Below are 25,086 nucleotides of genomic sequence, written 5' to 3'. Positions count from 1 at the left end.
TTGACATTTTTTTAAATTTCCATAATCTTTGTTTTTAGGTTTAAAACCTAATACTTTTTAACCTGAAACTTAAACCCCGAAACATTTTTTAAACTCAATTTACTGATTAACAGCCACTTTATAATTAATTCCGTATGTTTTCGTAAGATTATCATCATTGAAAATATCTTTTACTGGCCCCGAGGCAATGCCTTTCACGTTCAAAAAAGTCACCCAATCAAAATATTCCGGTACAGTTTGTAAATCGTGGTGCACGACAATTAGTGTTTTTCCTTCTTTTCGTAATTCTTTTAGAATGTTGATGATGGCTTTTTCAGTGGTAGCGTCTACACCTTGGAAAGGTTCATCCATTAAATAAATAGAGGCATTCTGCACTAAAGCTCGTGCCAAAAAAATACGCTGCTGCTGCCCACCACTCAGTTGGCTAATCTGTCTATTTTTAAAAGATAACATACCTACTTTTTCTAAAGCTTCTAGGGATAATTTTTTTTCTTTTTGTCCTGGTCTTTTAATCCAACCCAAACTGCCGTACGTACCCATCATGACCACATCTAAGGCCGTGGTGGGAAAATCCCAATCCACACTTCCTTTTTGCGGTACATAAGCCACTTTATCCACCTGTTTTTTGTAAGGTTTCCCGAATATTTGAACAGTACCCGCCAAGGGTTTTATAATTCCTAAAATAGACTTAATTAAAGTTGATTTTCCAGCGCCATTTGGGCCCACAATGGCCATTAAAACGCCTTCGGGAATGACCAAATCAATATCCCATAAAACAGGTTTGTAGTTATAAGCAACCGTAAGATCATCAATCTGCACTGCGGGAAGTTTGTTGTCTTTTATCATTAATTGTCGATTTTTTGTTTCAAGTCTCGAGTTTCAAGCTTTAGGTTTCTTCGTTGTTAAACTTTAAACCATTAAGCCAGAAACTTAAAACACTTTTATTTTAGGGCATTCACGATGGTATTCACGTTATATTCGAACATACCCATATAGGTGCCTTCTTTAGTACCCGCGTTTCCTAAAGCGTCGGAATATAATGTTCCACCAATTTCTACTTGAAAACCTTGTGCCAAAACAGCCTGTTGTAAGGCTTCGATGGTACGCCTGGGAACACTACTTTCCACAAAAATGGCTTTTACTTTTTTGTCAATAATTAATTTTGCGAGATTTTGAACATCTTGTACTCCAGCTTCTGTAGCTGTACTTAGTCCTTGTAAGCCAACAACTTCAAAACCGTATTCTTCGCCAAAATAATTAAACGCATCATGCGCGGTAATTAATATTCTTTTTTCTTCAGGTAAGGAAGCAATCGTGTTTTTTATGTTGGTTTCTAGTACTTCTAGTCTTTTTAAATATTCGATCTTATTTTTTTCAAAAAAGTCAGCATTTTTAGGATCTAAGGTCCCTAATTCTTCGGTTAAATAGTTGGCAATTTGTTTCCAATACCTCAAATTAAACCAAATATGTGGGTCGTAATTTGATGCAAAATATTCGGAACTGATGAGTTTGTTTTTATCTAAGACGTCGGCCAAGGCAATGGTCGATTTTGACCGGTTCATTTTTTCAAAAACATCCACTAGTTTACCTTCTAAGTGCAATCCACTATAAAAAACAACATCAGCGCTGGTTAATTTTGAAACGTCGCCTTCACTGGCTTTGTATAAATGTGGATCAACGCCACTACCCATTAGCCCTTCGATGTGAATAGAATCACCACCAATATTATAAACCATATCAGTAATCATGGTTGTCGTTGTTACGACCTTAAGTTTATTATCGAGAGGTTCATGTGAATTTTTGCAAGCAAATGCGAAAATAAGGCAAATAAAAACTAGTATTTTTTGTTTCATGTTTTTTTTAAAGAAGGATCATTGTAAAATTTACTCGTAAATTAAACCCTAGAATAATAAATCTAGAGCCTAACATATATATTGTCCGTGGCAGTTTTAGATAATAGAATGCTTTTTTTGTTGGCAAGAACAGTCATGCTTTCATCGAATGTCTCAATATGAACTACTTCAATTTTAGTATCTAATCCAATTTCTTGTTTGGCTAAAAATTTAAGAAATGAAGAAGAGTCATCATTAAAGCCTTTACATATGGCATGGTCTCCTTGTTGCAGCTCAGAAAGTCGTTTTTTAGGAATTTTAGGCAGATTTCCATGGGCATCAGGTATCGGATCTCCGTGAGGATCATACTCGGGTCTACCTAAAAATAAATCGAGTTCTTCCACTAATTTTGAGGATTTAATATGCTCTAACTGCTCCGCCACATCATGAACCTCATCCCAGTTAAAATTTAAACGTTTTACCAGAAAATATTCCCATAAGCGATGCTTTCGAACAATAAGCAAGGCGTGGTTTCTTCCAGTATCCGTTAATTGAACACCATAGTATTTTTGATAATCAACCAAATTTTTATCCGCTAATCGTTTAATCATTTCGGTAACAGAAGCCGCTTTGGTGGCTAACTTCTCAGAGAGGCTGCTGGTTGATATTCCGCCTTCTGTTTCTTGCTGCAAATGAAATATAGCCTTTAAATAATTTTCTTCGGATTGTGTAAACATAATTTTAATAAAGTATAAAGATACATTTTTATTTTCAATAATAAATTATTAGGTTTGCCTAATTATTATTTTTAATACTTAAAAAATTTACCATAAAAATGGCAAAAAACATCCTCTTGTTTTTTTTCTTTTGTTCCATACTCTCTAGCTATTCGCAAGAGCAAATAACTGTTTTAAAAGGCAGCATTACATCTTCTAAGGAAGCCGTACCTTTTGCTTTTATCGTCGTAAAGAATGGCTTACAAGGAACGTCTAGCGATGCTAAGGGAAATTATCACTTAGAACTTTCGCCAGGGAAATACAACATACAGGCAAGTTCCCAGGGTTTTAGAAGTATCACAAAAGAAATAACAATAGTTAAAGGTGAACCTCTTACCTTAAATTTTGAACTCATAGAAGACGCATTGGGTTTAGATGAAGTAGTCATTAGCGCCACGCGGAATAGGGTAGAGCGTAAAAATACACCTGTAGTGGTATCGACGCTAAAACCAAGGTTACTAAACGCAACGCAATCATTAAGTCTTGCAGACGGACTAAATTATGCCCCTGGTGTTCGGGTAGAAACTAACTGTCAAAACTGTGGATTTACCCAAGTTAGGTTAAATGGTTTGGATGGTGGATATACGCAAGTACTACTCAATAGCCGGCCTGTATTTACCTCACTACTTGGGGTGTATGGTTTAGAACAAATACCTATGAATATTATTGAGCGTGTGGAAATAGTGCGCAGCGGTGGTTCAGCATTATTTGGCTCCAACGCCATAGCCGGTACCGTAAATATTATTACTAAAGATCCGGTATTAAATACTTGGGAAATTGCAACTAATTTGGCTTTAATTGATGGTCGCACTGCGGATCGTAATCTAAATTTTAATACTTCGTTAGTTGCTGATGATCTTTCGAGCGGTATTTCCGTATTTGGTACCTATCGCAATCGGGATGCTTTTGATGCCAACGGAGATGGCTTTACAGAGTTGGTTGAACTTCGCAACAATACCATAGGCGCCAAGATGTTTGTAAAACCAAATGACCGCAGCCGATTGTCTATCAACTTAAATGCTATAAAAGAATACCGTCGTGGTGGGAATCAACTCGACTTAGCCCCACAATTTACAGATATCACAGAAGAGTTAGATCACGATACTTTTATAGCCGGTGCAGACTATGACATTAGAACTAAAGATAACGCTGGGAATTTTCAGTTCTACACTTCGGCATCACACACCAATCGCGATAGTTATTATGGCGGTTTAGGTGGTGGCAGAACGAGACAAGATAGCATTAGCGCAAATAATGCTTTCGGAAATACTAAAGATTTAGCTTGGGTAAATGGACTTCAATACACCAAATCCTTTAAAAATGAAGATGTACTTACCGTAGGGTCAGAATTTAACCATGCCAATACCGAAGATAAAATTGAAGGATATAATAGGTTAATTGATCAAAAGGTAAATTCCTTAGGTACTTTTGCTCAATACGAATGGAGACCAACAGAAAAGTTTACGGCTTTAGTTGGCGGCAGGCTAGATCATGTTTCGGTTTTAGGAGCGTATACCATAGTTGGCATTGAAAGAGGGGTTGATATTCAGCAAACAGCTTTTTCTCCGCGATTAACCATATCCTATAAATTTTTAGAAGATTTAAAGTTTAGAGGTGGCTTCGCCAGGGGGTTTAGGGCCCCCCAAGCATTTAATGAAGATTTGCATATTTCGAGTGTTGGAGGAGAACCGCAATTCGTAATTTTGTCTAATGATTTAAATACCGAATATTCTAATGCCTATACAGGATCTTTAAATTACGCTAAATCTGTTGGACTTCTACAGCTCGATTTTTTAGTAGAAGGATTTTTTACCAGCTTACAAAATCCATTTACCTTAGTCAGTACTGGAGCGGTTTTAGAAAATGGTTCTATTTTAGAAGAAGTTCGTAATGGGGAAGGAGCAATGGTATACGGTGCTAATTTTGAATTTGGGGTATCGCCCAATCCTAAGTGGCAGTTTCAATTGGGAGGTACATTACAAAAAGCGAAGTATAATGAGTCCCAAATTTTATTTGAGAGTGACGGTACTTTTGGTGAATCAGCTATTGTTGTGGATGAATTTGTGAGAACACCTAAGCTTTACGGCTATATAAATACAGCATGGATTCCTAGTGAACTTTTTAATGTGGATATTACAGGAACCTATACTGGCCAAATGCTAGTGCCTAGAGTCATAAGTGAGACTGGTTTTTTACAGTTAAATGAAGTACAACCTTTTTTTGATTTGAATTTGAAGTTAGAATCGCACATCGATTTTAATGAAAACTTTATGATGACCTTTTCCGCAGGGGTTAAAAATATTTTTAATAACTACCAAGATGATTTTGATGCAGGTGCGACTAGAGATTCTGATTATGTCTATGGTCCCTTAGCCCCAAGAACATTTTTCTTTGGTATTAAGTTTGGAAAGTTGCATCAATAGTCAACAGCCATTAAATGCAGAAAATGAAGGTTTTTTTAACCATTTTTATCGTCTTTTTTTTAAGTCCAACACTTTTTGCGCAACCGACCGAAATAAAATGGTTGACTTTTGAGCAATTGGAGGATTCCTTAGCCCTTAAACCTAAAAAAGTATTCGTCGACTTTTACGCCGATTGGTGTGTGTATTGCAAAAAAATGGATGAAGCAGCGTATAAGAATGTCGAGGTCATTAAAATCTTAACTACCGAGTATTACGCCGTAAAAATGAATGCCGAATCAAGAGATACTATTATTTTTGATGGGCAAGCCTATAGAAATACAGCGTACGGTAAAAAAAGAAACCCAGTGCACGAAATTCCGCTTTTGTTAGCTTCAAGAGAAGGAATTCCATTTTCGCTTCCTGCCATTCTTCTTTTTGATAAAAACTTTCAGATTACAAAGAGGTACTTTGAATATATTTCGCCTAAAAAAATGTTGAACCTTCTGGAAAACTAATAGTTTACTATCCATGGTTTCTTCTTGAGCCTCTTAAAGAAAAATTAATCTTAAAAATAAAATAATAAATGTCTTGTATCAAAAAATACAGGTTTGCTTATTTTTCATTTGATAGTTAATAAACTTGCAATAAAAGTAAAAAAAGAGTACTGAATCTTTAATCGCTTAGCGCAAGATGATGGTATTGCACGAACAGGCTCAGATCGACAACATATCTATTTGGCAGGGGGGTACCATATTCCATTAAGTGAATACACCATTTTAAAACCCAGCGTTTTATTACGCTATGTGGATGCTTCTCCATTATCTGTTGATTTAACAGGACTAATAGAGTTGAACAAGAGTTTTGATTTTGGAGCGGCCTACAGAGAGTAGATGAAAGCATTAGTGGTCTAGCTATTTTTAATATTTCAAAGAATGTAAAGATTGGTTATGCGTACGAGTCTACCTTGCAAAATTCAATTCGATACAAAGAAAACGGTACCCATGAAATTATGCTCAACATAGAGCTTTAGGGACTATTTTATCGTGATTATTTAAAAAGAGATTAGTAAATAAAGCTAGTCTCTTTTTATTTAAAATTTGAATCCTACTTTTAATCAATAGCTTGGGACACTTCGCTTATTTCTATAGGATTAAAAATAAAAAAAATCGCCTAAATATATATTTAGGCGATTTTTTTAATCCTAATTTTCAGAGCGTATTAAAACTCACCATCTCCTTCATCCATATTATTACTAGGCTGATTTCTTGGTTTTTTACCCTTTGGTTGGTTGAATCGATATACAAATCCTAAAGTAATTTGACGTACTCTCCATTGGAATTCACTGTCCGAAGTAAAAAAATCGGTTTCGGTAAATGATCTTCTTATGGCAGAATTAAAGACATCGTTAACATTGAAGGTAATAGTTCCATTATCTGACAAAACATCCTTACTGAAGGCGAGGCTCACAAAAGTTAAGGCTTCAGTTCTTGTCTGGGCATTTTCAGAAGGTCCTCTATAAAATATATTTGTTTGCCAATCTATTTTAGAAGGAAGCGTAACCTTTGAACTAAAACGCGAAAACCAACTGGTGTTTTTTGCACCATAATCAATAGCATTAAAAGTACCCTCTGTTTCAAATTGAAAAAAGTTAAAACTTCCATTTAAACGCAGCCATTTTGTAGGATTGTATAAAACACCCGCTTCGGCTCCAATACGCTGATTGTTTGAGAGGTTAATAGGAATAGAGCGAATAATTCTGATACCATCCGATGTTACTTCTCCCGTTTCCTCTTGAATTCGCTCAAAAGAGTTCGTTTCTTTTTGATAGTAAACTGATGAGGTTAAGGTTAATTTTTCCCATCTTTTTAAATACCCTAAATCAAAGGCATTTGCATAGGCCGGATCTAAATCTGGATTGCCTTGAAAAACATTGGTCCTACTTGATCTAGAAGGGAAAGGATTAATAAAACGTCCTCTTGGTCTGTTGATACGTCTGTTGTATCCTAAGGTTAAACTTTCCATTTCGTTCAATTCTAAGGTCATATTCATCGTTGGAAACAAGCCTAAATAATTTTTATTAAAATTTAGGTCAATTTCATCGCCTAAAAGTTCTTGAAGAGCTGCCAAGTCATTGTCAGATTCTACTTTACCCTTTAGCTGAGTATTTTCTAAACGCAAGCCTAATAAAAATGAAAACTTACCAAATTTATTACCGTATTGTGAGTAAAATGCATTTACATTTTCGTCATAGGTAAATTTATTTGTCAAATCTAAATTGGTTTCAAAATTACCTGAAACTTGATTTAAAGTATCTAATTGATAATCATTAATGCTTTGCTCAAAGTCGCCTCTATAGCCTGCTTCAAATTGTGCCTCTCCCATAGGAAGAACGTAGTCTAGTTGAAACAAATACTCCTTTTGTTTGTCGTCTTCAAAAATATTCTCCCTAGCTAATAAGTCGTTGTTGGGAACCACATTACTTTCATTGATGGTCGTGAGGGTATTTCCACTACTAGTTGAGTATTGAAAATCGCTGGTCAGTTTTTGCCCTTCGTCATTTAAGTTATTCGTATAATTTAAGGATAACTGAAAACTTTTATCTTCTCCTCCTTGATTTTCAGATCTAAAAGTTTGATTCGCAATAGTTAGGTATGTAAATCGTTTACTGTCATTTCCTGTGACATCAGACCCATCAGAGTAGCGCCCAAAAACACTGGCCGTTATAGATGATTTCTCAGTAATAAAGTATTCTAGACCTAAATTGCCGTTAAATCCCTGATCTTCGCGTTCAATGTCTCGATCTTCTATTATTCTACTAAAATCACCTCTAGTGTAGGTATTGTCAAAATAGCCATTCCCTGGCGATTCTCGGTACGAATACCCAAGTGTATTAAAAATATTAAACTTATCGGTTCTTAAATTTAAATTGCTATTTATTTGGCTGGCTGTTGGGTATCCAATGGTAGTGTTCACTTGTCCATTAAAACCTAAGGTTTTTTCCTTTTTAAGGATGATATTTAAAATACCAGCGGTTCCTTCTGCATCGTATCGAGCAGAGGGGCTCGTAATAACCTCTACGCTTTCGATGGCATCTGCAGGTAATTGCCTTAAGGCGTCTGTGGAGCCAAACCCGGCTAAAGCAGAAGGTTTTCCATTGATAAGTATTCTTACATTCTCGTTACCCCTTAAACTAATAGCGCCATCAACATCAACAGTAACAGACGGTACATTATTTAAAGCGTCGCTTACATTAGCCCCGCTATTGGTTAAATCTTTACCAATATTATATACTTTTTTGTCTAAACGAATTTCAACCGTTGTTTTTTCTCCAATTAATTCTATACCTTCTAGCTGTGAAACATCTGGAGCTAATTTAATAATACCTAGGTTTGTCGATTTCGTGAGATTTTGGTTGGCTAGTTTGTAGGTCTTAAAACCAATATATTCCAGACTGATATTGTAGGTGCCGGGCAAAGATTCAACTTCATATTTTCCCATGGCATCGGTAATTCCTCCGTTTATTTTTGAAGGATCGTCGGCGTTTTGTAAAACAAGTGTTGCATATTCTAGCGGTTGACCAGTTTCTTGGTCTAGAATAGTTCCTGATATTTTAATGGTATTATTTTGTTGTGCGAAAGTGATGGAGGTTATTAAAAATAAAATAACAGGAAATAGTTTTCTCATACGTAGTTGTAATTAATCTTTGGTTTTGTTTTTTTTCTTCTTTTTTTTCTTTGGTTTAAAACGATTTTTTTGAAGCTCTGTAAAGGCTTCGTATTGTTCTTCAGTTAAGTTCGCTTTCAGCTCCTCGTCTTGCTCTTGTATAATTTTTTGCATAGCCTCCTGAGTTTTTTCAGCAGGGAGCTTTAATATTTGTAGTTCAATACTTTTCTGAACATACTTGGTAAGCGTAGTTCTTAAAACAGCTTCTTCAAACGGATTTAAACCTAAGGCTTCTGAAATTGTTGGCATTTGTTGATCTACCATCTCATCTGCTGTCAATGGTTTTGGAGCTTCTTGCGTATTGGTTTGCGGCATGGTATTTCTTTGTCTTCCCATTCCGCCTCTACCAAACTGGCCTTGTGCTTCTGCAAAAAAAGAAACTAAAATTAATGATAGCAATAAAATTTTTTTATATGTTTTCATAATAATGTTATTTGATTTTAAACGCGTCCTAAGGTTTAATTGTACTTGGTTAAAAGTTTGTTAAAATAATTTTGATCAGCTAAACTGACTACACTTGAGAATTAAATAATATTTTTAATGGCTTCAGGTGGTCGACCTATAATTGCCTTATTGTTGTTTATCACAATAGGCCGTTCTATTAACTTTGGGTGGGTTATAAAAGCCTGTATAAGCTCGTCTTCTGTTAGTGTTTGCCCTTTATAATGCTGTTTCCAAATGGCTTCATTTTTGCGAATTAGGGATAAGGCAGGAATTTTTAGAAGTTTTAAAATTTCCTGAAGTTCTTTTTTTGAAAGTGGTTGATCTAAATACTTGATCACTTCAAATTCTTTTCCAGATGCTTCAAGAATCGCTAAACCTTCACGGGATTTGCCGCATCTTGGGTTGTGGTATATTTTTATCATTTTCTTTTTGATTATTTGATGAATAGATTTTTAAAAATTGAAATAGTTTAGTACATGCTTAGTGAGATCTTATATTCGATTTATGTTTTGATACATGTAAATTCTGAATCGAACCATTTATAATAGGGTACATTTTCTAACCAACATAGTTTCAAATTTAGCTATGATAATAGGTACGCCTTAGTGGATTACAGCTTTAATCCTCTTCTTTCTGCCCCATCATCATTAAAAAGGCTTTCAAGAATCGATCAATATTGCCATCCATGACAGCATCAACATTACCCGTTTCCTCTGCGGTTCTTACATCTTTAACAAGTTTGTAAGGGTGCATTACATAATTCCGAATTTGTGAGCCCCATTCAATTTTCATTTTTGAAGATTCAATTTCTTGGCGTGCTTCCAATTTCTTTCGAAGCTCAATTTCATACAATTGTGATTTTAGCATTTTTAATGCTGTAGCTCTATTATCGTGTTGAGATCTAGAGTCAGAACAAGAAATTTGTATGCCTGAGGGCTTGTGAGTCAACTGTACTTTAGTTTCAACCTTATTTACATTCTGACCGCCCGCACCACTAGATCTAGCGGTTGTGATTTCCACATCTGCTGGGTTTATATCAATCTCAATACTATCATCTACTAGAGGATACACATAGACCGATGCGAACGAGGTATGCCTCTTGGCATTACTATCAAAAGGAGAAATCCGAACCAAGCGATGAACCCCATTTTCGCCTTTTAACCAGCCAAAAGAAAATTCTCCCTCAATTTCTAAGGTTACCGTTTTGATTCCTGCAACATCGCCTTCTTGATAATTAAGCTCTTTAACTTTATAGCCATTTTTTTCACTCCACATCATGTACATTCTCATGAGCATTGCGGCCCAATCACAACTTTCAGTGCCACCTGCACCTGCGGTAATTTGTAGTATGGCAGGTAGTTCATCGCCTTCTTCAGAAAGCATGTTTTTAAATTCTAAATTCTCAAGAGTCTCTAAGGTTTTTTCATAGTGAGCTTCTACTTCTTTTTCAGAAATAGCTTCTTCCTTTTGAAATTCTATGAGTACTTCTAAATCGGTAACAAGATTTTCTGCCTTATGATAATCATCCACCCATTGTTTTTTAGACTGAATGAACTTCATGTGCGCTTGAGCCTCTTGTGGATGATCCCAAAAGTCTGGAGCTAGTGTTTTTTCTTGCTCGTTTTCAATTTCTATTAATTTGGCATCAACGTCAAAGATACCTCCTTAACGCACCAAGGCGATCTAAAAGACCTTTATATAAGTCTGTCGTAATTGTCATTTATAAAAAATTTAGGCAAAAATAAGGTACTTTTTTAAACTATAGAAAAGATTAATTTTTTTACTGCTGTTGACTAATTACTTGTACGCTATACACTGTCTCATTTTTGCCAGTAGTATAGACACCGCCTTTTAAAGGAGAACAGTCGTTATAATCTTTTCCGTGGCAAACTTTAATATGATTGCTATTTACTAACAAATTATTGGTGGGATCAAAACCTACCCAACCAATATTTGGGAGGTAGGCTTCTGCCCAAGCATGCATTTGTGAGTCTCCAAAATAGCCGTTTCCTTGATGAAGGTAACCAGACACATAGCGTGCTGGAATATTATTTTGCCTTGCTAAAGCACAAAAAAGATGCGTAAAATCTTGACAAACGCCCTGCCGGTGCATAATAATTTGATCTAATGTTGTGTTGACATCAGTGACGTCGGCCTTAAAATAAATATGATTATAAGTCCAAAGATTTAAGTTTTGCAAATTCTCAAAGATAGATTTAGTAACATCGAATTGAAAAATAGTTTTGTAGTTTTCTGGAATACTTGTAAAATGTGTTTTTCTTAAAAAGGGTTCAAAATCTACTTTAAAATGTAGGCTATTGATGCTAAGGTAATCTTCATCAATTGCAAAAGGAAGATCAAAGTCAAAGGGATTCACTTCTTTTTTTACTAAAAAAATAGAAGCTTCAAAAGTGATACTTTTAAACGAGGTTCTGGGATGTACTCGAATGCTTTGAAACCCATAACCGTTAATAGAGAATTGATTGGTGGCTTTAAGAGAATTTTCAAAATTTATAGTGACCAATTCTTGGGTTTCGTTCGTTTCGGGAATAATTAAGAATTGCCAGTATGCACCCTCTACTATATTTTCGTAATTATTTGTTGTACTGTAAGTTATGTTGTATTCTAATGGCATCGTGTTAAGTATAACTAAGTACAAAGGTAAGCCAATAGATTGGGTTTAATAATTAAAAAATTCCTTTTCCATTTTAATACTTATTTGCAGTAAGCTATCTAGTATTTTCTCGATAAAGAATTGAATATCACCTTCGATTTCTTCAATATTTTTATATTCAAATTCGGACCTTACCTTTCCCACTAAAAAGGCTGTAGAATTTTTATTATAGTTAGTTGTGGTATCTAAAACTTTTATGTTATTGTAAATTTGATTGAGACAATTCATAATAGAACGAGGGCAATTAGGATTTAAAATTAAAAACTCTAAAGTGCTAAAACTGTTCGGAGCTTTTTTGTAGAACCTCCGCATCATATCATACGATTCGGCACATTTTAACAAGGTTGTCCATTCAAAACTTTTACTAAATTTGTCACCATAGCTGCCTTGCGATTTTAAAGCATCGTTGTATTTGGTATTGATAATTCTTATAATTTGTGTTGCGCGTTCTACATTGATACCTAGCATGATAATCGCATAGACCGAGTCGTGCAGCAAGGTGCCTCGAATTTTACCTCTCAAAATATCTGTCATTTCTGTTACATGAACGGTAAAATCATGTAGACCACTTTTTACAAATTTTTCAGAATCATAATTCAGGATAAAGTGATAAAATTTATTGATGGCTTCATACAATTCTGTGGATATAAGATCTCGGGCACTATTGGCATTTTCTCGGGCTAATTTTATATTATTAATAATAGAAAAATGCGTGTTTTGATCTAAGGCGATTTTAAACAAAACTTCTTCTTCCGATAAAACAATATCGTCATTTTGAGGATCACCAACCATGAATAACATGGATTTTAAAACAAATTGTCTTGATTGTGATAATTGGTTGGGTGCATCTAATGAAGAAAAATAATTCACGTTTAAATACCGGGCAATGTGTTCAGAGCGCTCAATATAACGTCCCATCCAAAATAAATTATTCGCTACTCTTGCAAGCATATATTAGTCGTTTTTTAAAACCCAGGTGTCTTTTGATCCGCCGCCTTGAGATGAGTTTACAATTAAATTTCCCTTTTTTAGCGCCACTCTGGTTAGCCCTCCTTTTAATACAAATTCCTTATCAACTCCTAAAATGCTAAAAGTTCTCAAATCAACATGTCGTTGTTCAAACTCTTCTGTTTCATCGATATAGGTAGGATGCACAGAAAGCGACATGATGGGTTGGGCTACATATTTTCTTGGATTTTCTAGAATTTGCTTTTTTACAGCGGCTATCTCAAGAGCACTTAAACAATTTCCAATAGAGATGCCATAGCCACCAGCTTCATCAACTGGTTTTATGACAAGTTCATGAATATGATCCAAAACATAGTTTAATTCTTCTGGTCGAGAGCAATGGTAAGTATGTACATTATTTAAAATGGGCTCTTCTTTTAAATAATACTTTATTATTTCTGGCATATAGGTATATACCGCTTTATCATCAGCAACTCCAGTACCAGGTGCATTTGCCAAGGTGACATTCCCCTTTTTATAGGCAGCAAATAAACCAGGTAAACCAATGGAAGAGTCGGGTTTAAATTCTAAGGGATCTAAAAATTGATCGTCGATTCTGCGATAAATTATATCCACTTTTTCAGGTCCTTTTATAGTTTTCATATATACAAAATCGTTTTCCACAAAAAGATCTCGTCCTTCTACCAATTCAACACCCATTGTTTTTGCCAAATAGGAATGCTCATAAAATGCAGAATTGTACATGCCTGGGGTTAACACTACCGTTGTTGGAATATCTACCCCTTGTGGTTTTACCGTTTCTAAAAGGTCTAGTAAATTTTCGGCATAGTTGGTAACGGCATAGGTTTGGTAGTGATTAAACACACCAAAAAGGGCTCTTTTTAAAGCCGTTCTATTGCAAATAACATAGCTAACACCCGACGGGCAGCGAATGTTATCCTCTAAAACGTAATATTTACCGTCTTTATGCTTTATGACATCTATTCCTGAAATATGATTATAGATGCCTCCTGGAGGGTCAACACCAATCATTTGATGCAAGTAATTTTCTGAAGAACTAATTAAATCCATCGGAACAATCCCATCTTTTATAATATTCTTGTCATGATAAATATCCCAAAGAAAAAGGTTTAAGGCTTTGCTTCTTTGTAAAGACCCACGCTCGATAATATCCCATTCTTTAGAGTCAATGATTCTAGGAAAAAGATCAAATGGAAATATTTTTTCTTTGGTGATCTTTTCGCCATAAACTTGAAATGTAATTCCTTGATTAAAAAAAGATGATTTTGCTTTTGAATTTAATTTAACATAGTCATCAATAGAATGTTCACCATAAAGGTTAAAAAGTTTTTGATACACTTTTTTTATTTTTCCTTTTTTATCGAAAATTTCGTCATATAAGTCCTTGTCTCTTTGGTAAGAAGAAAATATTTTATTCTCGATATTTGTCATATCCTAATTATTATGTGACATAAGTTATTCATTTTCATTGGATTTCTTAGTATTTAATTCATAAAAATTGAAAGTTAGTTTTACGATTGAAATAAAAAACAATAACCAATTTTATTAATTTGCTGTATTCAGCTTAAAAATGATTACATAGTTTACTTTTCAATCTTTTTAATTACATTTAAAAATCTAAAATTTGTTAAAAATGCGCGTACCAATTTCTTTAATAGTCAGTATTCTTTTCAGTGCTATAGCTTCAGGTCAGTTTATCGAAAAAAGTAAAACCTTTCAAAAGGTTGATGGGTTTCTTAATTATTTGTACGATGTAAAAACAGATAAAATTTATTTAGAAGTAAGCGATTTGAATACCCAATTTCTTTATGTGTATTCTTTAAGTAGCGGTATCGGTAGTAATGATATAGGTTTAGATCGCGGGCAATTAGGGAATGAACAAGTGGTTTATTTTAAAAAGGCAGGAAATAAATTACTTTTAGTGCAACCCAATCTCAAATTCAGAGCACTAACCGACAATGCCTTGGAAAAAAAATCGGTAGAGCAGGCTTTTGCTACATCTATTCTTTTTGGATTCCCTATTGAAGATGAAAAAAATGGAAAATACATTATAGATCTTACCGATTTTTTAATGCAGGACACCCACGGAGTAGCTTCGCGTTTGCAAAGTGGAGGGCAAGGGAATTATAGCTTAGATAAGTCTAAAAGTGCGTTCGATTTAGAACGTACAAAAAACTTCCCTAAAAATACGGAGTTTGATGTCATACTTACCTTTAAAGGTGAGGCTAAAGGGCGTGAAATACGCTCAGTAAGCCCAAATTCGGGATTAGTTACTGTTGCGCAACATCATTCTTTTATAGCCTTGCCGGATAATGGGTATAAAAAAAGAGTCTTTGACCCTCGAAGTGGCTCCTATCCTTTTTCCTATTATGATTATTCAACGCCTGTTCAGGACCCTATCTTAAAGCAGTTTATCACGAGGCATCGTTTAGAGAAAAAAAATCCTACAGAAAAAATAAGTGAGGCGGTAGAGCCCATTATCTATTACTTAGATAATGGTACTCCCGAACCAGTACGTTCTGCATTATTAGAAGGCGGCCGCTGGTGGAACCAGGCTTTTGAGGCAATAGGCTATAAAGACGCTTTTCAATTAAAAATGTTGCCCGACGACGCGGATCCGCTTGATGTTCGCTACAACGTAATTCAGTGGGTACACCGATCCACAAGAGGATGGAGCTATGGGAGCAGTATTACCGACCCAAGAACTGGTGAAATTATAAAAGGTCATGTGAGCCTAGGAAGTTTGAGAATTCGACAAGATTTTTTAATTGCTCAAGCTTTAATGGATACCCCATTTAAAGAGCGAGACGATAATTATGAGCCAATGTTAGCTATGGCCATTGCAAGGATCCGACAGTTATCAGCCCACGAAATAGGGCATACCCTAGGCTTTGCACATAATTACGCAGCAAGTACCAACAATAAAGCTTCGGTGATGGATTATCCACATCCTCAATTTGAAATTAAAAACGGTAAAATTAGTTTTTCAAATGCCTATACCGCAACTATTGGTGATTGGGACAAGGTGACTGTGGCTTATTCCTATACTGATTTTAAAGATCAGGCAACTGAGGAAAAAGAACTAAACGCTATTTTAGAAAAAGCGTCGGAGAGGGGACTGCGCTATATTACGGATCAAGATGCCCGACCAGCAGGCAGTGCACATGCCTTGGCCCATCTCTGGGACAATGGTACCAATATAGCGGAAGAATTAGATGAGGTTTTAAACATAAGAAAATTAGCTATGGCTAATTTTTCGATCGATAATATTAAGACAGGAGAACCGTATACGGTATTAGAGGATGTATTTGTGCCCTTATTTTATTTTCATCGGTATCAGACAGAGGCAGTCGCTAAACAAATAGCAGGGCTCGAGTATAATTATGCCATTAAAGGAGACCAACAAGAGGTGGTAAAGGTTTTAGATGCTAAAACGCAAATTCAAGCTTTAAATAGTTTGCTGAAGACACTTGACGCTGATGTTATTGCAATTCCAAAAGATAAATTAGCATTATTTCCACCTAGAGCTTTTGGGTTTGCGAGAAGTAGAGAATCTATGACGGGAAGAATGGGCGTTGGGTTTGATCCTATTTCTGCGGCTGAAACGAGTGCAGATATGACGCTTGAATTTATGTTCAATCCCGAAAGAGCCTCACGACTCGTACTTCAAAAAAGTCTGGATGACAAAAATTTAGGTTTAGAACAGCTTATTGATAAAGTCTTATCGAATACCATATTTCGTCAAGAAAATAAAGACAGCTATATAGATGAAGTACAAAAAGCGATAAATTATAGAGCCTTACATCATCTAATGAATCTCGCAGCTCAAGAAAAAGTACTTTCACAAGTAAATGCGATTGCAAATTATAAGTTGAATGAATTAATGAAAAACTTGCAGTCTAAAAAGGACTTATTTTCTTATGAAGCCGTGAAACGCATTCAACAATTTCAAGAGCATCCAGAAAAATTTACAATTAGTAAAGTGGCAACGATCCCTGATGGTTCACCAATAGGTATGGGTTGTTTTCATTAATAGAGGATAGTATATAGAACCTAAAGGAACCAATTTCTACATATTTTTTTGCAGCCCTTTACCATCTTGAAACTACCAACTTTCTAAATAATTTTAAAAAAAATATAGTATTTACCCCATGAAGATAAACTTGATCAGCGATACAGTTACAAAACCAACCCCTGGCATGCTAGAGGCAATGATGAAGGCAGAAGTTGGCGACGATGTTTTTAAGGAAGATCCCTCAATGAATGCCCTAGAAGAGCGTGTTGCCAAGCTTTTTAATAAAGATGCTGCACTTTTTTTTCCGAGTGGTACGATGGCAAATCAAACGGCTATTAAGTTACATACCCAACCTGCAGAGCAGTTAATTTGTGACAAGTATGCGCATATTTACAATTATGAAGGTGGTGGGGTAAGTTTTAATAGTGGTGTTTCCTGCAAGTTAGTCGATGGCGAACGAGGCATGATGACGGCAGCGCAAGTAAGAGCAGCCATAAACCCACCAGATTTTTACCATAGTCCCCTAACGAGCTTAGTGTCTATAGAAAACACGACCAATAAAGGAGGTGGTGCTTGCTGGGATTTCGAAGAGTTAAAACGAATTAAAACGGTTTGTGATGAGCATCATCTTGGCTATCATTTAGATGGTGCCCGATTATGGAACGCCTTAATAGCTAAAAACGAAACCACGCAACAATACGGAGATTTATTCGATACCATTAGTATTTGTTTTAGTAAAGGCTTGGGTTGCCCGGTGGGTTCGGTTTTGGTAGGTGATAAAGAAATAATGCAAAAGGCCTTGCGGGTACGAAAAGTACTGGGCGGAGGTATGCGTCAGGCTGGTTTTTTAGCTGCGGCCGCCAATTATGCCTTAGATCATCATTTAGATCGTTTAGCGCAAGACCATTTAAAAGCGAAAGAAATTGGAGCCCTATTGCAGCGCTTAGATTTTATAAAAAAAGTAGAGCCTATTGAAACCAATATTATCATTTTTGAAATTCATGAAGAAGTACTGAGTGCGGATGCTTTTTTAAAGAAATTATTAGCGAATAACGTGCATATTATAGGCATGGGGCAAGGTAAATTGCGAATTGTAACGCATTTAGATTATTCAGATGCGATGCATGAAGAATTTATGAAGATTTTGAAAAAATTATAAATTATTCATTAGATTTTTGATGCCGTTTTCCATGCCTGCTTCAGAACTGTAATTTTCTGAATTTCCAATGATTTGACCTTGGTTATTTTTTAATGTAAATTGAAATAAGCCTTCATGGGTCGTTTTTCGTTCAAATAGCTTTATTTTGTTTGACGTAGTATGAATGTTTGAAAGTGTATTTTTCATATCAGTTTCATTTTCAAAATGAATACTGGTAAATAAAACCTCTCCTTTCTTGTTTTTTAATTCAAAATAACTATTCCCTTGGTTATGCGTTTCAATTTTTAACATAGCGGTAATTTTAAGTGTAAAGTAGTGAAATAATTCATCAGCCTAAAATAATTTTAAAGCCCAAACTTGCTATTTTTAAGCCTTGGGCAATGCTACACTACATTTTTTAGGTTCACTTCATATATTTATCCAAGAATTTAGTATGGTATTTTATGTCGGCATTCATGCTGTAGCCTGTTATAGCATCTATTTCATTTCCATCTTCATTGATGATTTTTAGTAGAGGAACGGCCCCTTTTCTATTTAGTTTTGAAGCTAATTCTTTATTTTGTTTCAATAAATCTGGAGTTATTAAATCGCTATTTCTGGGAATATCTATGTAAAGTAAAATGTAAGCCTCTGCGTACGGATCAAAAGCAGGAGTATCAAAAAAATCTCTCTTGAGTGCAATACATGGCATACACCAATCACTTCCTGTAAAATAGACAATAACGTTCTTTTTTTCCTGTGCAGCCCTTGTCAGCGCTAGGTCGTAGCTTGTTATCCATTTATTATCAAGGTTTTCTTTTAGGTCTTCCTGAGCGCCTAATAATAAGGGAAATAGAAGTAAAAGAACTATTTTTTTCATGAATTTAGTTTTAACTAGCGAAATGGCTATTTAAATAACGAGTCCATTCCTGGAATATTGGGCATGCCTTCTTTTGCTGCTGCAGCAAGTTCAACTTCATGTACTTTGCTCGCTTTTTCAATAGCTTTATTTAAAACCAAAATAAGGTAATCTTCAAGTTGTTCTTTATCCTCTAACAGGCTGTCGTCGATACTAATGTTTTTTAATACACGATTAGCGGTAAGGGTAACCTTCACTTTATCGTCATTCGATTTTTCGTCAATCAAAACAGTGTTTAAACGCTCTTTAGTCGCTTTTACTTTTTCTTGGGCTTCTTTTAATTTTCCCATCATACCCATCATATCTCCAAACATAACTTAGTAATTTAAAATTTGTTTACGTTTCAAAAGTACTAAATTGGGTTCATAAAAATGTTTTTTATGATATCGAGCTTCAAAAAAGTAATTCTTTTTTCATTAAGCATTAGTTTTGCAACTTCTTTTAAAAAGTGATACAAGAAAAATGAATAAGATTTCCATGCCAATTGCAAAAAAGATACCAAAAAAACTAGAAATCCACAAGGATACTCGGATTGACAATTATTATTGGTTAAATGACAGAGAAAATACCAGTGTTATTTCTTATTTAAATGAGGAAAAGGCGTTTTATGAAAAAATGACTTCGCACACTCAGGCTTTTCAAAAGACCCTTTTTGAAGAAATGAAATCGAGAATAAAGGAGGATGATTCTTCTGTGCCTTACCATCTAAATGGCTACTGGTACAGCACTCGATACGAAGTAGGGAAGGAGTATCCTATTTATTCTAGAACAAAAGATTTGCCTGGTACAGCTGCTGAAGAGTTGTTCAATTGCAACGAAATGGCAGCAGGTTTTGATTATTTTAGTCTTGGCGGTATTGCGGTGAGTACCGATAATACTTTAGCTGCTTTTGGTGTGGATACTGTATCAAGAAGGGAATATACCTTAAAAGTCAAAAATTTAAGTACCGGAGAACTATACCCAGATGTTATAGAAAAAACTACTGGAGGAGCAGTTTGGGCCAATGATAACAAAACTTTTTTTTATACGAAGAAAGATCCAATTACGCTGCGTTCAGATAAGGTGTACAAGCATGTTTTAGGAACTCCTGTTGCTGATGATGTGGTTGTTTTTCATGAAGAAGATGAAACATTTAACACCTTTGTCTACAAGACGAAGTCAAAAAAGTACATTGTTATAGGTTCATCAAGTACCTTAACGTCTGAATACCAATTTATTAAAGCTAATACACCAGAGGCTAATTTTTCGGTGTTTTCACCTCGTGAACGTGGCTTAGAGTATTCTTTAGCTCATTATAAGAGTAATTTTTATGTACTGACTAACAAAGATAATGCGACCAATTTTAAACTAATGAAGGTTGCTGAAGACAAAACTACGTCTGACCTTTGGCAAGAATTCATTCCTCATAGAGAAGATGTTTTATTAGAAGACATAGAAATATTTAAAGATTATTATGTGCTTTCAGAACGTGAAAACGGATTAAACAAGATAAAAATAGTGCGGTGGGATACCGGAGAAAGTTATTTTTTACCTTTTCATGATGAAACCTATACCGCCTACACGAGTACCAATCCTGATTTTGATACAGAAATTTTACGGTATGGCTATAACTCCTTAACAACCCCTAGTTCAGTGATTGATTTTAATATGAGAACTCAAAAAAAGGATATTAAAAAAGAGCAAGAAGTTTTGGGCGGTAAATTCGATAAAAACAATTACAAATCAGAACGCATATGGGCTACAGCTAGAGATGGTGTCAAAATTCCAATGTCTGTAGTGTATCACAAAGACACCAAGCTAGATGGTTCTAGCCCCTTACTACAATATGGGTATGGTTCGTATGGCTATACCTTAGATCCTTCTTTTTCAACGGTGCGTTTAAGTTTGTTAGATAGAGGTTTTATCTACGTCATTGCTCATATTCGAGGTAGTGAATACTTAGGCAGAAATTGGTATGAAGATGGGAAGTTATTACGTAAGAAAAACACCTTTACCGACTTTATGGATTGCTCTACCTATTTAATTGAAAATAAATATACGAGTCCCAAACACCTATATGCTTCGGGAGGTTCGGCTGGAGGTTTATTGATGGGCGCCATTGTCAATATGCAACCAGAACTGTATCATGGCGTGATAGCGGCTGTTCCTTTTGTTGATGTCGTAACTACGATGCTTGATGATACGATTCCACTTACCACAGGAGAATACGATGAATGGGGCAATCCAAACCAGGCAGCCTATTATGAGTATATGAAATCGTATTCCCCTTATGATAATGTTGTGGAGCAAGCGTATCCCCATATGTTAGTGATTACAGGTTTACATGACTCTCAGGTACAATATTGGGAACCTGCCAAGTGGGTAGCAAAGCTTAGAGATAAAAAAACAGATGCGAATGTATTGCTTTTAGATATTAACATGGATGCCGGTCATGGTGGTGCATCTGGGCGATTTGAATCTTTAAAAGAGGTGGCTAAAGAATACGCTTTTATACTAGATTTGGAAAAGAAAATCGATTAATCGAAAAAAAAATATAAATTTGCACTTTAAATATTGGGTTTTATTGAAAAAATAGCAAAACCAATATATTACAACTTATCACCAACTATGGAAAATAAGATCAACGCTCACAACAACATCTTAGAACTAATTGGAAACACACCATTAGTAAAATTAAATAAAGTAGCTCAAAATTTCACCGGTAACTTTTACGCTAAAGTAGAAGGGTTTAACCCAGGGCATTCCGCAAAAGACAGAATCGCACATTTTATAATCGAAGAGGCAGAACGCAAGGGATTGCTAAAACCAGGAAGTACTATCATTGAAACTACATCAGGTAATACAGGATTTAGCATCGCAATGGTAAGTATTATAAAAGGGTACAAATGTATTTTGGCAGTAAGTTCAAAATCTTCTCCAGATAAAATTGATATGTTGCGTTCTATGGGTGCAAACGTATTTGTTTGCCCTGCTCATGTAGCACCAGAAGATCCAAGATCGTATTACGAAGTGGCGAAACGTATACATGAAGAAACTCCTGATAGCATATACATCAATCAATATTTTAATTCCTTAAATACCGAAGCGCATTACAGAACTACGGGTCCTGAAATTTGGAAACAAACCAATGGTCACATCACCCATTTAGTGGCAGCAAGTGGCACAGGAGGAACTATTTCAGGAACTGCTAAATATTTAAAAGAGCAAAATCCTGCCATTAAAATCATTGGTGTTGATGCTTACGGTTCGGTGCTTAAAAAATACCACGAGACAAGGGAGATTGATAAAAAAGAGATTTATCCGTATCGTATTGAAGGATTAGGTAAAAATTTAATACCTACCGCTACTAATTTTGATGTCATTGATAAATTTATAAAAGTAACTGACGAAGAAAGTGCACATTCTGCACGTGAGATTTCAAGAACTGAAGGTATGTTTGTAGGTTATACCAGTGGAGCTGCCCTTCAGGCTGTAAAACAATTAGATGCTCAAGGTGAATTTGATGAAAATAGTAATATTGTGCTTATTTTCTCAGATCATGGGTCTCGGTATATGAGTAAAATTTATAGCGATGATTGGATGAAAAATCAAGGTTTCTTAGAGGACAAAACAGTGGAGCAAACACAAGAAATTCAGTTTGTAAAATAAGTTTTAAATATAAAAATGAAACAAAAGCAGGAAACTATTTGGTCTCCTGCTTTTTTTGTGTTCATATTTTTATGAATACATCGTAAAAATCTTTACTTTTGCCCTAAATTATCGTATACATGAGGGATTTGTTTGAAAGAATAATCGAGAATAAAGGACCATTAGGAAAATGGGCGTCACAGGCCGAAGGCTATTTTGTGTTTCCAAAACTGGAAGGTCCGATTTCCAATAGAATGAAATTTCAAGGGAAGGAAGTACTTACGTGGAGTATAAATGATTATTTAGGACTTGCGAATTTACCTGAGATTAAAAAAGTGGATGGAGATGCAGCGGCCGAATATGGAGCAGCATATCCTATGGGTGCTCGTATGATGAGTGGTCATACTGATTTTCATGAACAGTTAGAACAAGAATTGGCGGCTTTCGTTAACAAACAAGCTGCTTACTTACTCAACTTCGGATACCAAGGAATTATGTCGTGCATTGATGCTTTAGTATCAAAAGACGATATTATTGTTTATGATGTAGATGCACATGCGTGTATTATCGATGGTGTTCGTTTGCATATGGGTAAACGTTTTACGTTTAAGCATAACGATATTGAAAGTTTAGAAAAGAACCTAGAACGTGCTACCAAAATGGCAGAACAAACTGGAGGAGGTATTTTAGTGATCTCTGAAGGTGTTTTTGGGATGCGTGGAGAGCAAGGAAAACTAAAAGAAATTGTTGCGCTTAAAGAAAAGTACAACTTTAGATTTTTAGTGGATGATGCTCACGGTTTTGGTACTTTAGGAAAAACAGGTGCAGGTGCAGGTGAGGAGCAAGGCATTCAAGATGGTATAGACGTTTATTTTGCCACTTTTGCAAAATCTATGGCCGGTATAGGAGCTTTCTTAGCGGCAGATCAAGAAATAATCGATTATTTAAAATATAATTTACGTTCACAAATGTTCGCTAAATCATTGCCGATGATTTATGTAAAAGGAGCATTAAAGCGTTTAGACATGCTGCGCACCATGCCAGAGCTTAAAAATAAGTTGTGGGAGAACGTAAATGCTTTGCAAAACGGACTTAAGGAACGTGGTTTTGATATTGGTACTACGACGAGTTGTGTTACTCCTGTGTATTTAAACGGTAGTATCCCAGAAGCGATGGCCTTGGTAAAAGATTTGCGTGAAAATCACGGGATTTTCTGTTCTATTGTAGTGTATCCAGTAATTCCAAAGGGCTTAATACTATTGCGTATGATTCCGACGGCTACACACACTTTAGAGGATGTTAGAGTTACTTTAGAAGCCTTTTCAGCTATTCGCGAGCGTTTAGAGAACGGAACTTATAAAAGATTATCTGCAGCCGTAGCAGCCGCTATGGGCGAATAGATGAGCTTATTGATAAATTTGAAAATCCCAAATGCTATGGTTTAGTGTTTGGGATTTTTTGTATAAATTTAGAAAACTAAAAACACTAAATCAAAAAAAATCCTTTGGTTAAAAAACACAAACTATTTTATTCATTTCTGCTACTATTACTCCTAATACAAATACTTCATGGATTAGTTCTTTATGGCACATACTTACTTAAAAATATAACTTATGAAACACAAACAATAATCTTAGTTTATAGCTTTCATCTTTTATTTTTTTTAGGAATTTTATTTTGTTTTAAATGGCTTAAATTAAAATGGACTTTTAAATTTGAAACCATTTCATATAAAACTTTAGCTGTTGTAGCATCATTATTTTTTGCTATATTTTTAGCGCAAAACACTATAGATTATGATTTTATAAAATCTTTATTCGATTCTAAATTGAAAATCATCTCTTTTAATTTAGATTTTGATTCTAAGGATATTTGGATTTTATTTTTAATGATTATTGCTGGGCCAATTTTAGAGGAAATCATGTACCGCTATATTATTTTTACTGCACTACTAGAAAGGTATAACTTAATTATTAGTCTTGTATTATCCTCGTTTTTATTTGCCATAATGCACCTAAATTTGAATGGCTTGATCGCTTATTTTTTCATTGGTATTTTCTTTGGGTATGTTTATTATATAACAAAATCTTTATGGCTGAATATTGCAATACACATGGTCTGGAATTTTCTAACACAGATTACTAAAATAGAATACATCAACTTTTCGGACCAAAGCTTTATCCTTTACTTTAGTCTTTATATTTTGAGTTTTGGCTTGATATTATGGGGTTTTAAAAACTTGAGAATTTCAACCACAGAAGAGGATTAATTAGTTAGTTATATTTTTTTATTTTACATTTATTAGCATTAAAATAAAAACCATGACAACCATTTTCAGAGGCGAACATTATCAAGTAATGAACGCAAAAAACATATTATTAGACCATGATATTGAAGTATTCGTTGAAAATGAACTAATGGGTACCATAAGGTCATGGGGGGTTACAGCTGGAGGGTTTAATCCTATTCAATTAAAAGTACATGAAGCTGATGTTGAAAAAGCCACTGCACTTTTGCAATTTTTAGCGGAATAAAATTGAAGTCTA

24 protein-coding genes are annotated in these 25,086 nt (G+C 35.1%); 11 read left to right on the top strand and 13 right to left on the bottom strand.

What is annotated here, in order from left to right:
- Positions 1 to 99 precede the first annotated feature (99 nt).
- The 3 genes from GQ45_RS04000 to GQ45_RS03990 all read right to left on the bottom strand — a co-directional run bounded on the left by GQ45_RS04000 (position 100) and on the right by GQ45_RS03990 (position 2,569).
- The gene (locus GQ45_RS04000; protein ID WP_047415315.1) at positions 100 to 846 is read right to left on the bottom strand and encodes a metal ABC transporter ATP-binding protein; all 747 of its coding nucleotides are present in this window, start codon (positions 844 to 846) and stop codon (positions 100 to 102) included.
- Between the two features lie 95 nt (positions 847 to 941).
- Complete coding sequence (locus GQ45_RS03995) at positions 942 to 1,853, bottom strand: metal ABC transporter solute-binding protein, Zn/Mn family (protein WP_047415313.1); 912 nt, start codon at positions 1,851 to 1,853, stop codon at positions 942 to 944.
- Positions 1,854 to 1,915: 62 nt separating this feature from the next.
- Complete coding sequence (locus GQ45_RS03990) at positions 1,916 to 2,569, bottom strand: metal-dependent transcriptional regulator (RefSeq protein WP_047415312.1); 654 nt, start codon at positions 2,567 to 2,569, stop codon at positions 1,916 to 1,918.
- Positions 2,570 to 2,667: 98 nt separating this feature from the next.
- Between GQ45_RS03990 and GQ45_RS03985 the strand changes: the two genes are divergently transcribed.
- The 4 genes from GQ45_RS03985 (at position 2,668) to GQ45_RS18350 (ending at position 6,040) form a co-directional block, all read left to right on the top strand.
- A complete protein-coding gene (locus GQ45_RS03985) occupies positions 2,668 to 5,031 on the top strand; it encodes a TonB-dependent receptor (RefSeq protein WP_052188113.1) in 2,364 nt (787 codons plus the stop codon).
- Between the two features lie 23 nt (positions 5,032 to 5,054).
- Complete coding sequence (locus tag GQ45_RS03980; RefSeq protein WP_047420007.1) at positions 5,055 to 5,525, top strand: thioredoxin family protein; 471 nt, start codon at positions 5,055 to 5,057, stop codon at positions 5,523 to 5,525.
- A 153-nt stretch (positions 5,526 to 5,678) separates the two neighbouring features.
- A complete protein-coding gene (locus GQ45_RS17745) occupies positions 5,679 to 5,900 on the top strand; it encodes a type IX secretion system membrane protein PorP/SprF (RefSeq protein WP_081980865.1) in 222 nt (73 codons plus the stop codon).
- A gap of 8 nt (positions 5,901 to 5,908) precedes the next feature.
- Complete coding sequence (locus GQ45_RS18350) at positions 5,909 to 6,040, top strand: type IX secretion system membrane protein PorP/SprF (RefSeq protein WP_081980959.1); 132 nt, start codon at positions 5,909 to 5,911, stop codon at positions 6,038 to 6,040.
- Positions 6,041 to 6,228: 188 nt separating this feature from the next.
- On the opposite strand, the gene GQ45_RS03970 is transcribed toward GQ45_RS18350, so the two are convergent.
- From GQ45_RS03970 to GQ45_RS03940, 7 genes are all read right to left on the bottom strand, one after another.
- Positions 6,229 to 8,694, bottom strand: a complete 2,466-nt coding sequence (locus GQ45_RS03970) for an outer membrane beta-barrel family protein (protein WP_047415310.1) — start codon at positions 8,692 to 8,694, stop codon at positions 6,229 to 6,231.
- 12 nt (positions 8,695 to 8,706) lie between these two features.
- Positions 8,707 to 9,156 (bottom strand): hypothetical protein, encoded by a 450-nt coding sequence (locus tag GQ45_RS03965; protein WP_047415308.1) that lies wholly within the window; start codon positions 9,154 to 9,156, stop codon positions 8,707 to 8,709.
- Between the two features lie 101 nt (positions 9,157 to 9,257).
- On the bottom strand, positions 9,258 to 9,599 hold the full coding sequence (gene arsC, locus GQ45_RS03960) for an arsenate reductase (glutaredoxin) (protein WP_047415306.1): 342 nt from the start codon (positions 9,597 to 9,599) through the stop codon (positions 9,258 to 9,260).
- Between the two features lie 196 nt (positions 9,600 to 9,795).
- Positions 9,796 to 10,897 (bottom strand): peptide chain release factor 2 gene (gene prfB, locus GQ45_RS03955; RefSeq protein ID WP_231555151.1). Its coding sequence is split into 2 segments (ribosomal slippage): positions 9,796 to 10,830 and positions 10,832 to 10,897, totalling 1,101 coding nucleotides; the frame shifts between segments, so codons are not numbered across the junction.
- Positions 10,898 to 10,957: 60 nt separating this feature from the next.
- On the bottom strand, positions 10,958 to 11,812 hold the full coding sequence (locus GQ45_RS03950; protein WP_047415302.1) for a transglutaminase family protein: 855 nt from the start codon (positions 11,810 to 11,812) through the stop codon (positions 10,958 to 10,960).
- A gap of 45 nt (positions 11,813 to 11,857) precedes the next feature.
- Complete coding sequence (locus tag GQ45_RS03945; RefSeq protein WP_047415300.1) at positions 11,858 to 12,802, bottom strand: alpha-E domain-containing protein; 945 nt, start codon at positions 12,800 to 12,802, stop codon at positions 11,858 to 11,860.
- Between the two features lie 3 nt (positions 12,803 to 12,805).
- Positions 12,806 to 14,272, bottom strand: a complete 1,467-nt coding sequence (locus tag GQ45_RS03940; protein ID WP_047415299.1) for a circularly permuted type 2 ATP-grasp protein — start codon at positions 14,270 to 14,272, stop codon at positions 12,806 to 12,808.
- 202 nt (positions 14,273 to 14,474) lie between these two features.
- On the opposite strand from GQ45_RS03940, the gene GQ45_RS03935 reads away from it, so the two are divergent.
- Both GQ45_RS03935 and GQ45_RS03930 read left to right on the top strand, forming a co-directional pair.
- Complete coding sequence (locus GQ45_RS03935; protein WP_047415297.1) at positions 14,475 to 16,874, top strand: zinc-dependent metalloprotease; 2,400 nt, start codon at positions 14,475 to 14,477, stop codon at positions 16,872 to 16,874.
- A 118-nt stretch (positions 16,875 to 16,992) separates the two neighbouring features.
- On the top strand, positions 16,993 to 18,015 hold the full coding sequence (locus GQ45_RS03930) for a low specificity L-threonine aldolase (RefSeq protein WP_047415295.1): 1,023 nt from the start codon (positions 16,993 to 16,995) through the stop codon (positions 18,013 to 18,015).
- On the opposite strand, the gene GQ45_RS03925 is transcribed toward GQ45_RS03930, so the two are convergent.
- From GQ45_RS03925 to GQ45_RS03915, 3 genes are all read right to left on the bottom strand, one after another.
- Positions 18,010 to 18,306 carry a YegP family protein gene (locus GQ45_RS03925; protein ID WP_047415294.1) on the bottom strand — a complete coding sequence of 99 codons (297 nt, stop codon included), beginning with the start codon at positions 18,304 to 18,306 and terminating at the stop codon, positions 18,010 to 18,012. The two genes, GQ45_RS03930 and GQ45_RS03925, sit on opposite strands and share 6 nt — an antisense overlap.
- A 112-nt stretch (positions 18,307 to 18,418) precedes the next feature.
- Positions 18,419 to 18,874, bottom strand: a complete 456-nt coding sequence (locus tag GQ45_RS03920; protein ID WP_047415292.1) for a thioredoxin family protein — start codon at positions 18,872 to 18,874, stop codon at positions 18,419 to 18,421.
- 26 nt (positions 18,875 to 18,900) lie between these two features.
- Entirely contained in the window at positions 18,901 to 19,227 is a 327-nt protein-coding gene (locus GQ45_RS03915; RefSeq protein WP_047415291.1) for a YbaB/EbfC family nucleoid-associated protein, read from the bottom strand.
- A 148-nt stretch (positions 19,228 to 19,375) separates the two neighbouring features.
- Between GQ45_RS03915 and GQ45_RS03910 the strand changes: the two genes are divergently transcribed.
- From GQ45_RS03910 to GQ45_RS03890, 5 genes are all read left to right on the top strand, one after another.
- Positions 19,376 to 21,433, top strand: a complete 2,058-nt coding sequence (locus GQ45_RS03910) for an oligopeptidase B (protein ID WP_047415289.1) — start codon at positions 19,376 to 19,378, stop codon at positions 21,431 to 21,433.
- A gap of 87 nt (positions 21,434 to 21,520) precedes the next feature.
- Positions 21,521 to 22,561, top strand: coding sequence for a PLP-dependent cysteine synthase family protein (locus GQ45_RS03905; protein ID WP_047420004.1), 1,041 nt, complete (start codon positions 21,521 to 21,523; stop codon positions 22,559 to 22,561).
- A gap of 119 nt (positions 22,562 to 22,680) precedes the next feature.
- Positions 22,681 to 23,940 (top strand): aminotransferase class I/II-fold pyridoxal phosphate-dependent enzyme, encoded by a 1,260-nt coding sequence (locus GQ45_RS03900; protein WP_047415287.1) that lies wholly within the window; start codon positions 22,681 to 22,683, stop codon positions 23,938 to 23,940.
- Positions 23,941 to 24,044: 104 nt separating this feature from the next.
- Positions 24,045 to 24,809 carry a CPBP family intramembrane glutamic endopeptidase gene (locus GQ45_RS03895; protein WP_047415285.1) on the top strand — a complete coding sequence of 255 codons (765 nt, stop codon included), beginning with the start codon at positions 24,045 to 24,047 and terminating at the stop codon, positions 24,807 to 24,809.
- A gap of 52 nt (positions 24,810 to 24,861) precedes the next feature.
- Positions 24,862 to 25,074, top strand: coding sequence for a DUF2007 domain-containing protein (locus GQ45_RS03890; RefSeq protein ID WP_047415283.1), 213 nt, complete (start codon positions 24,862 to 24,864; stop codon positions 25,072 to 25,074).
- Positions 25,075 to 25,086: the final 12 nt, after the last annotated feature.

Source organism: Cellulophaga sp. Hel_I_12 (assembly GCF_000799565.1).
Lineage (GTDB): Bacteria > Bacteroidota > Bacteroidia > Flavobacteriales > Flavobacteriaceae > Cellulophaga.
This window is presented reverse-complemented; position numbering and strand designations above follow the sequence as displayed.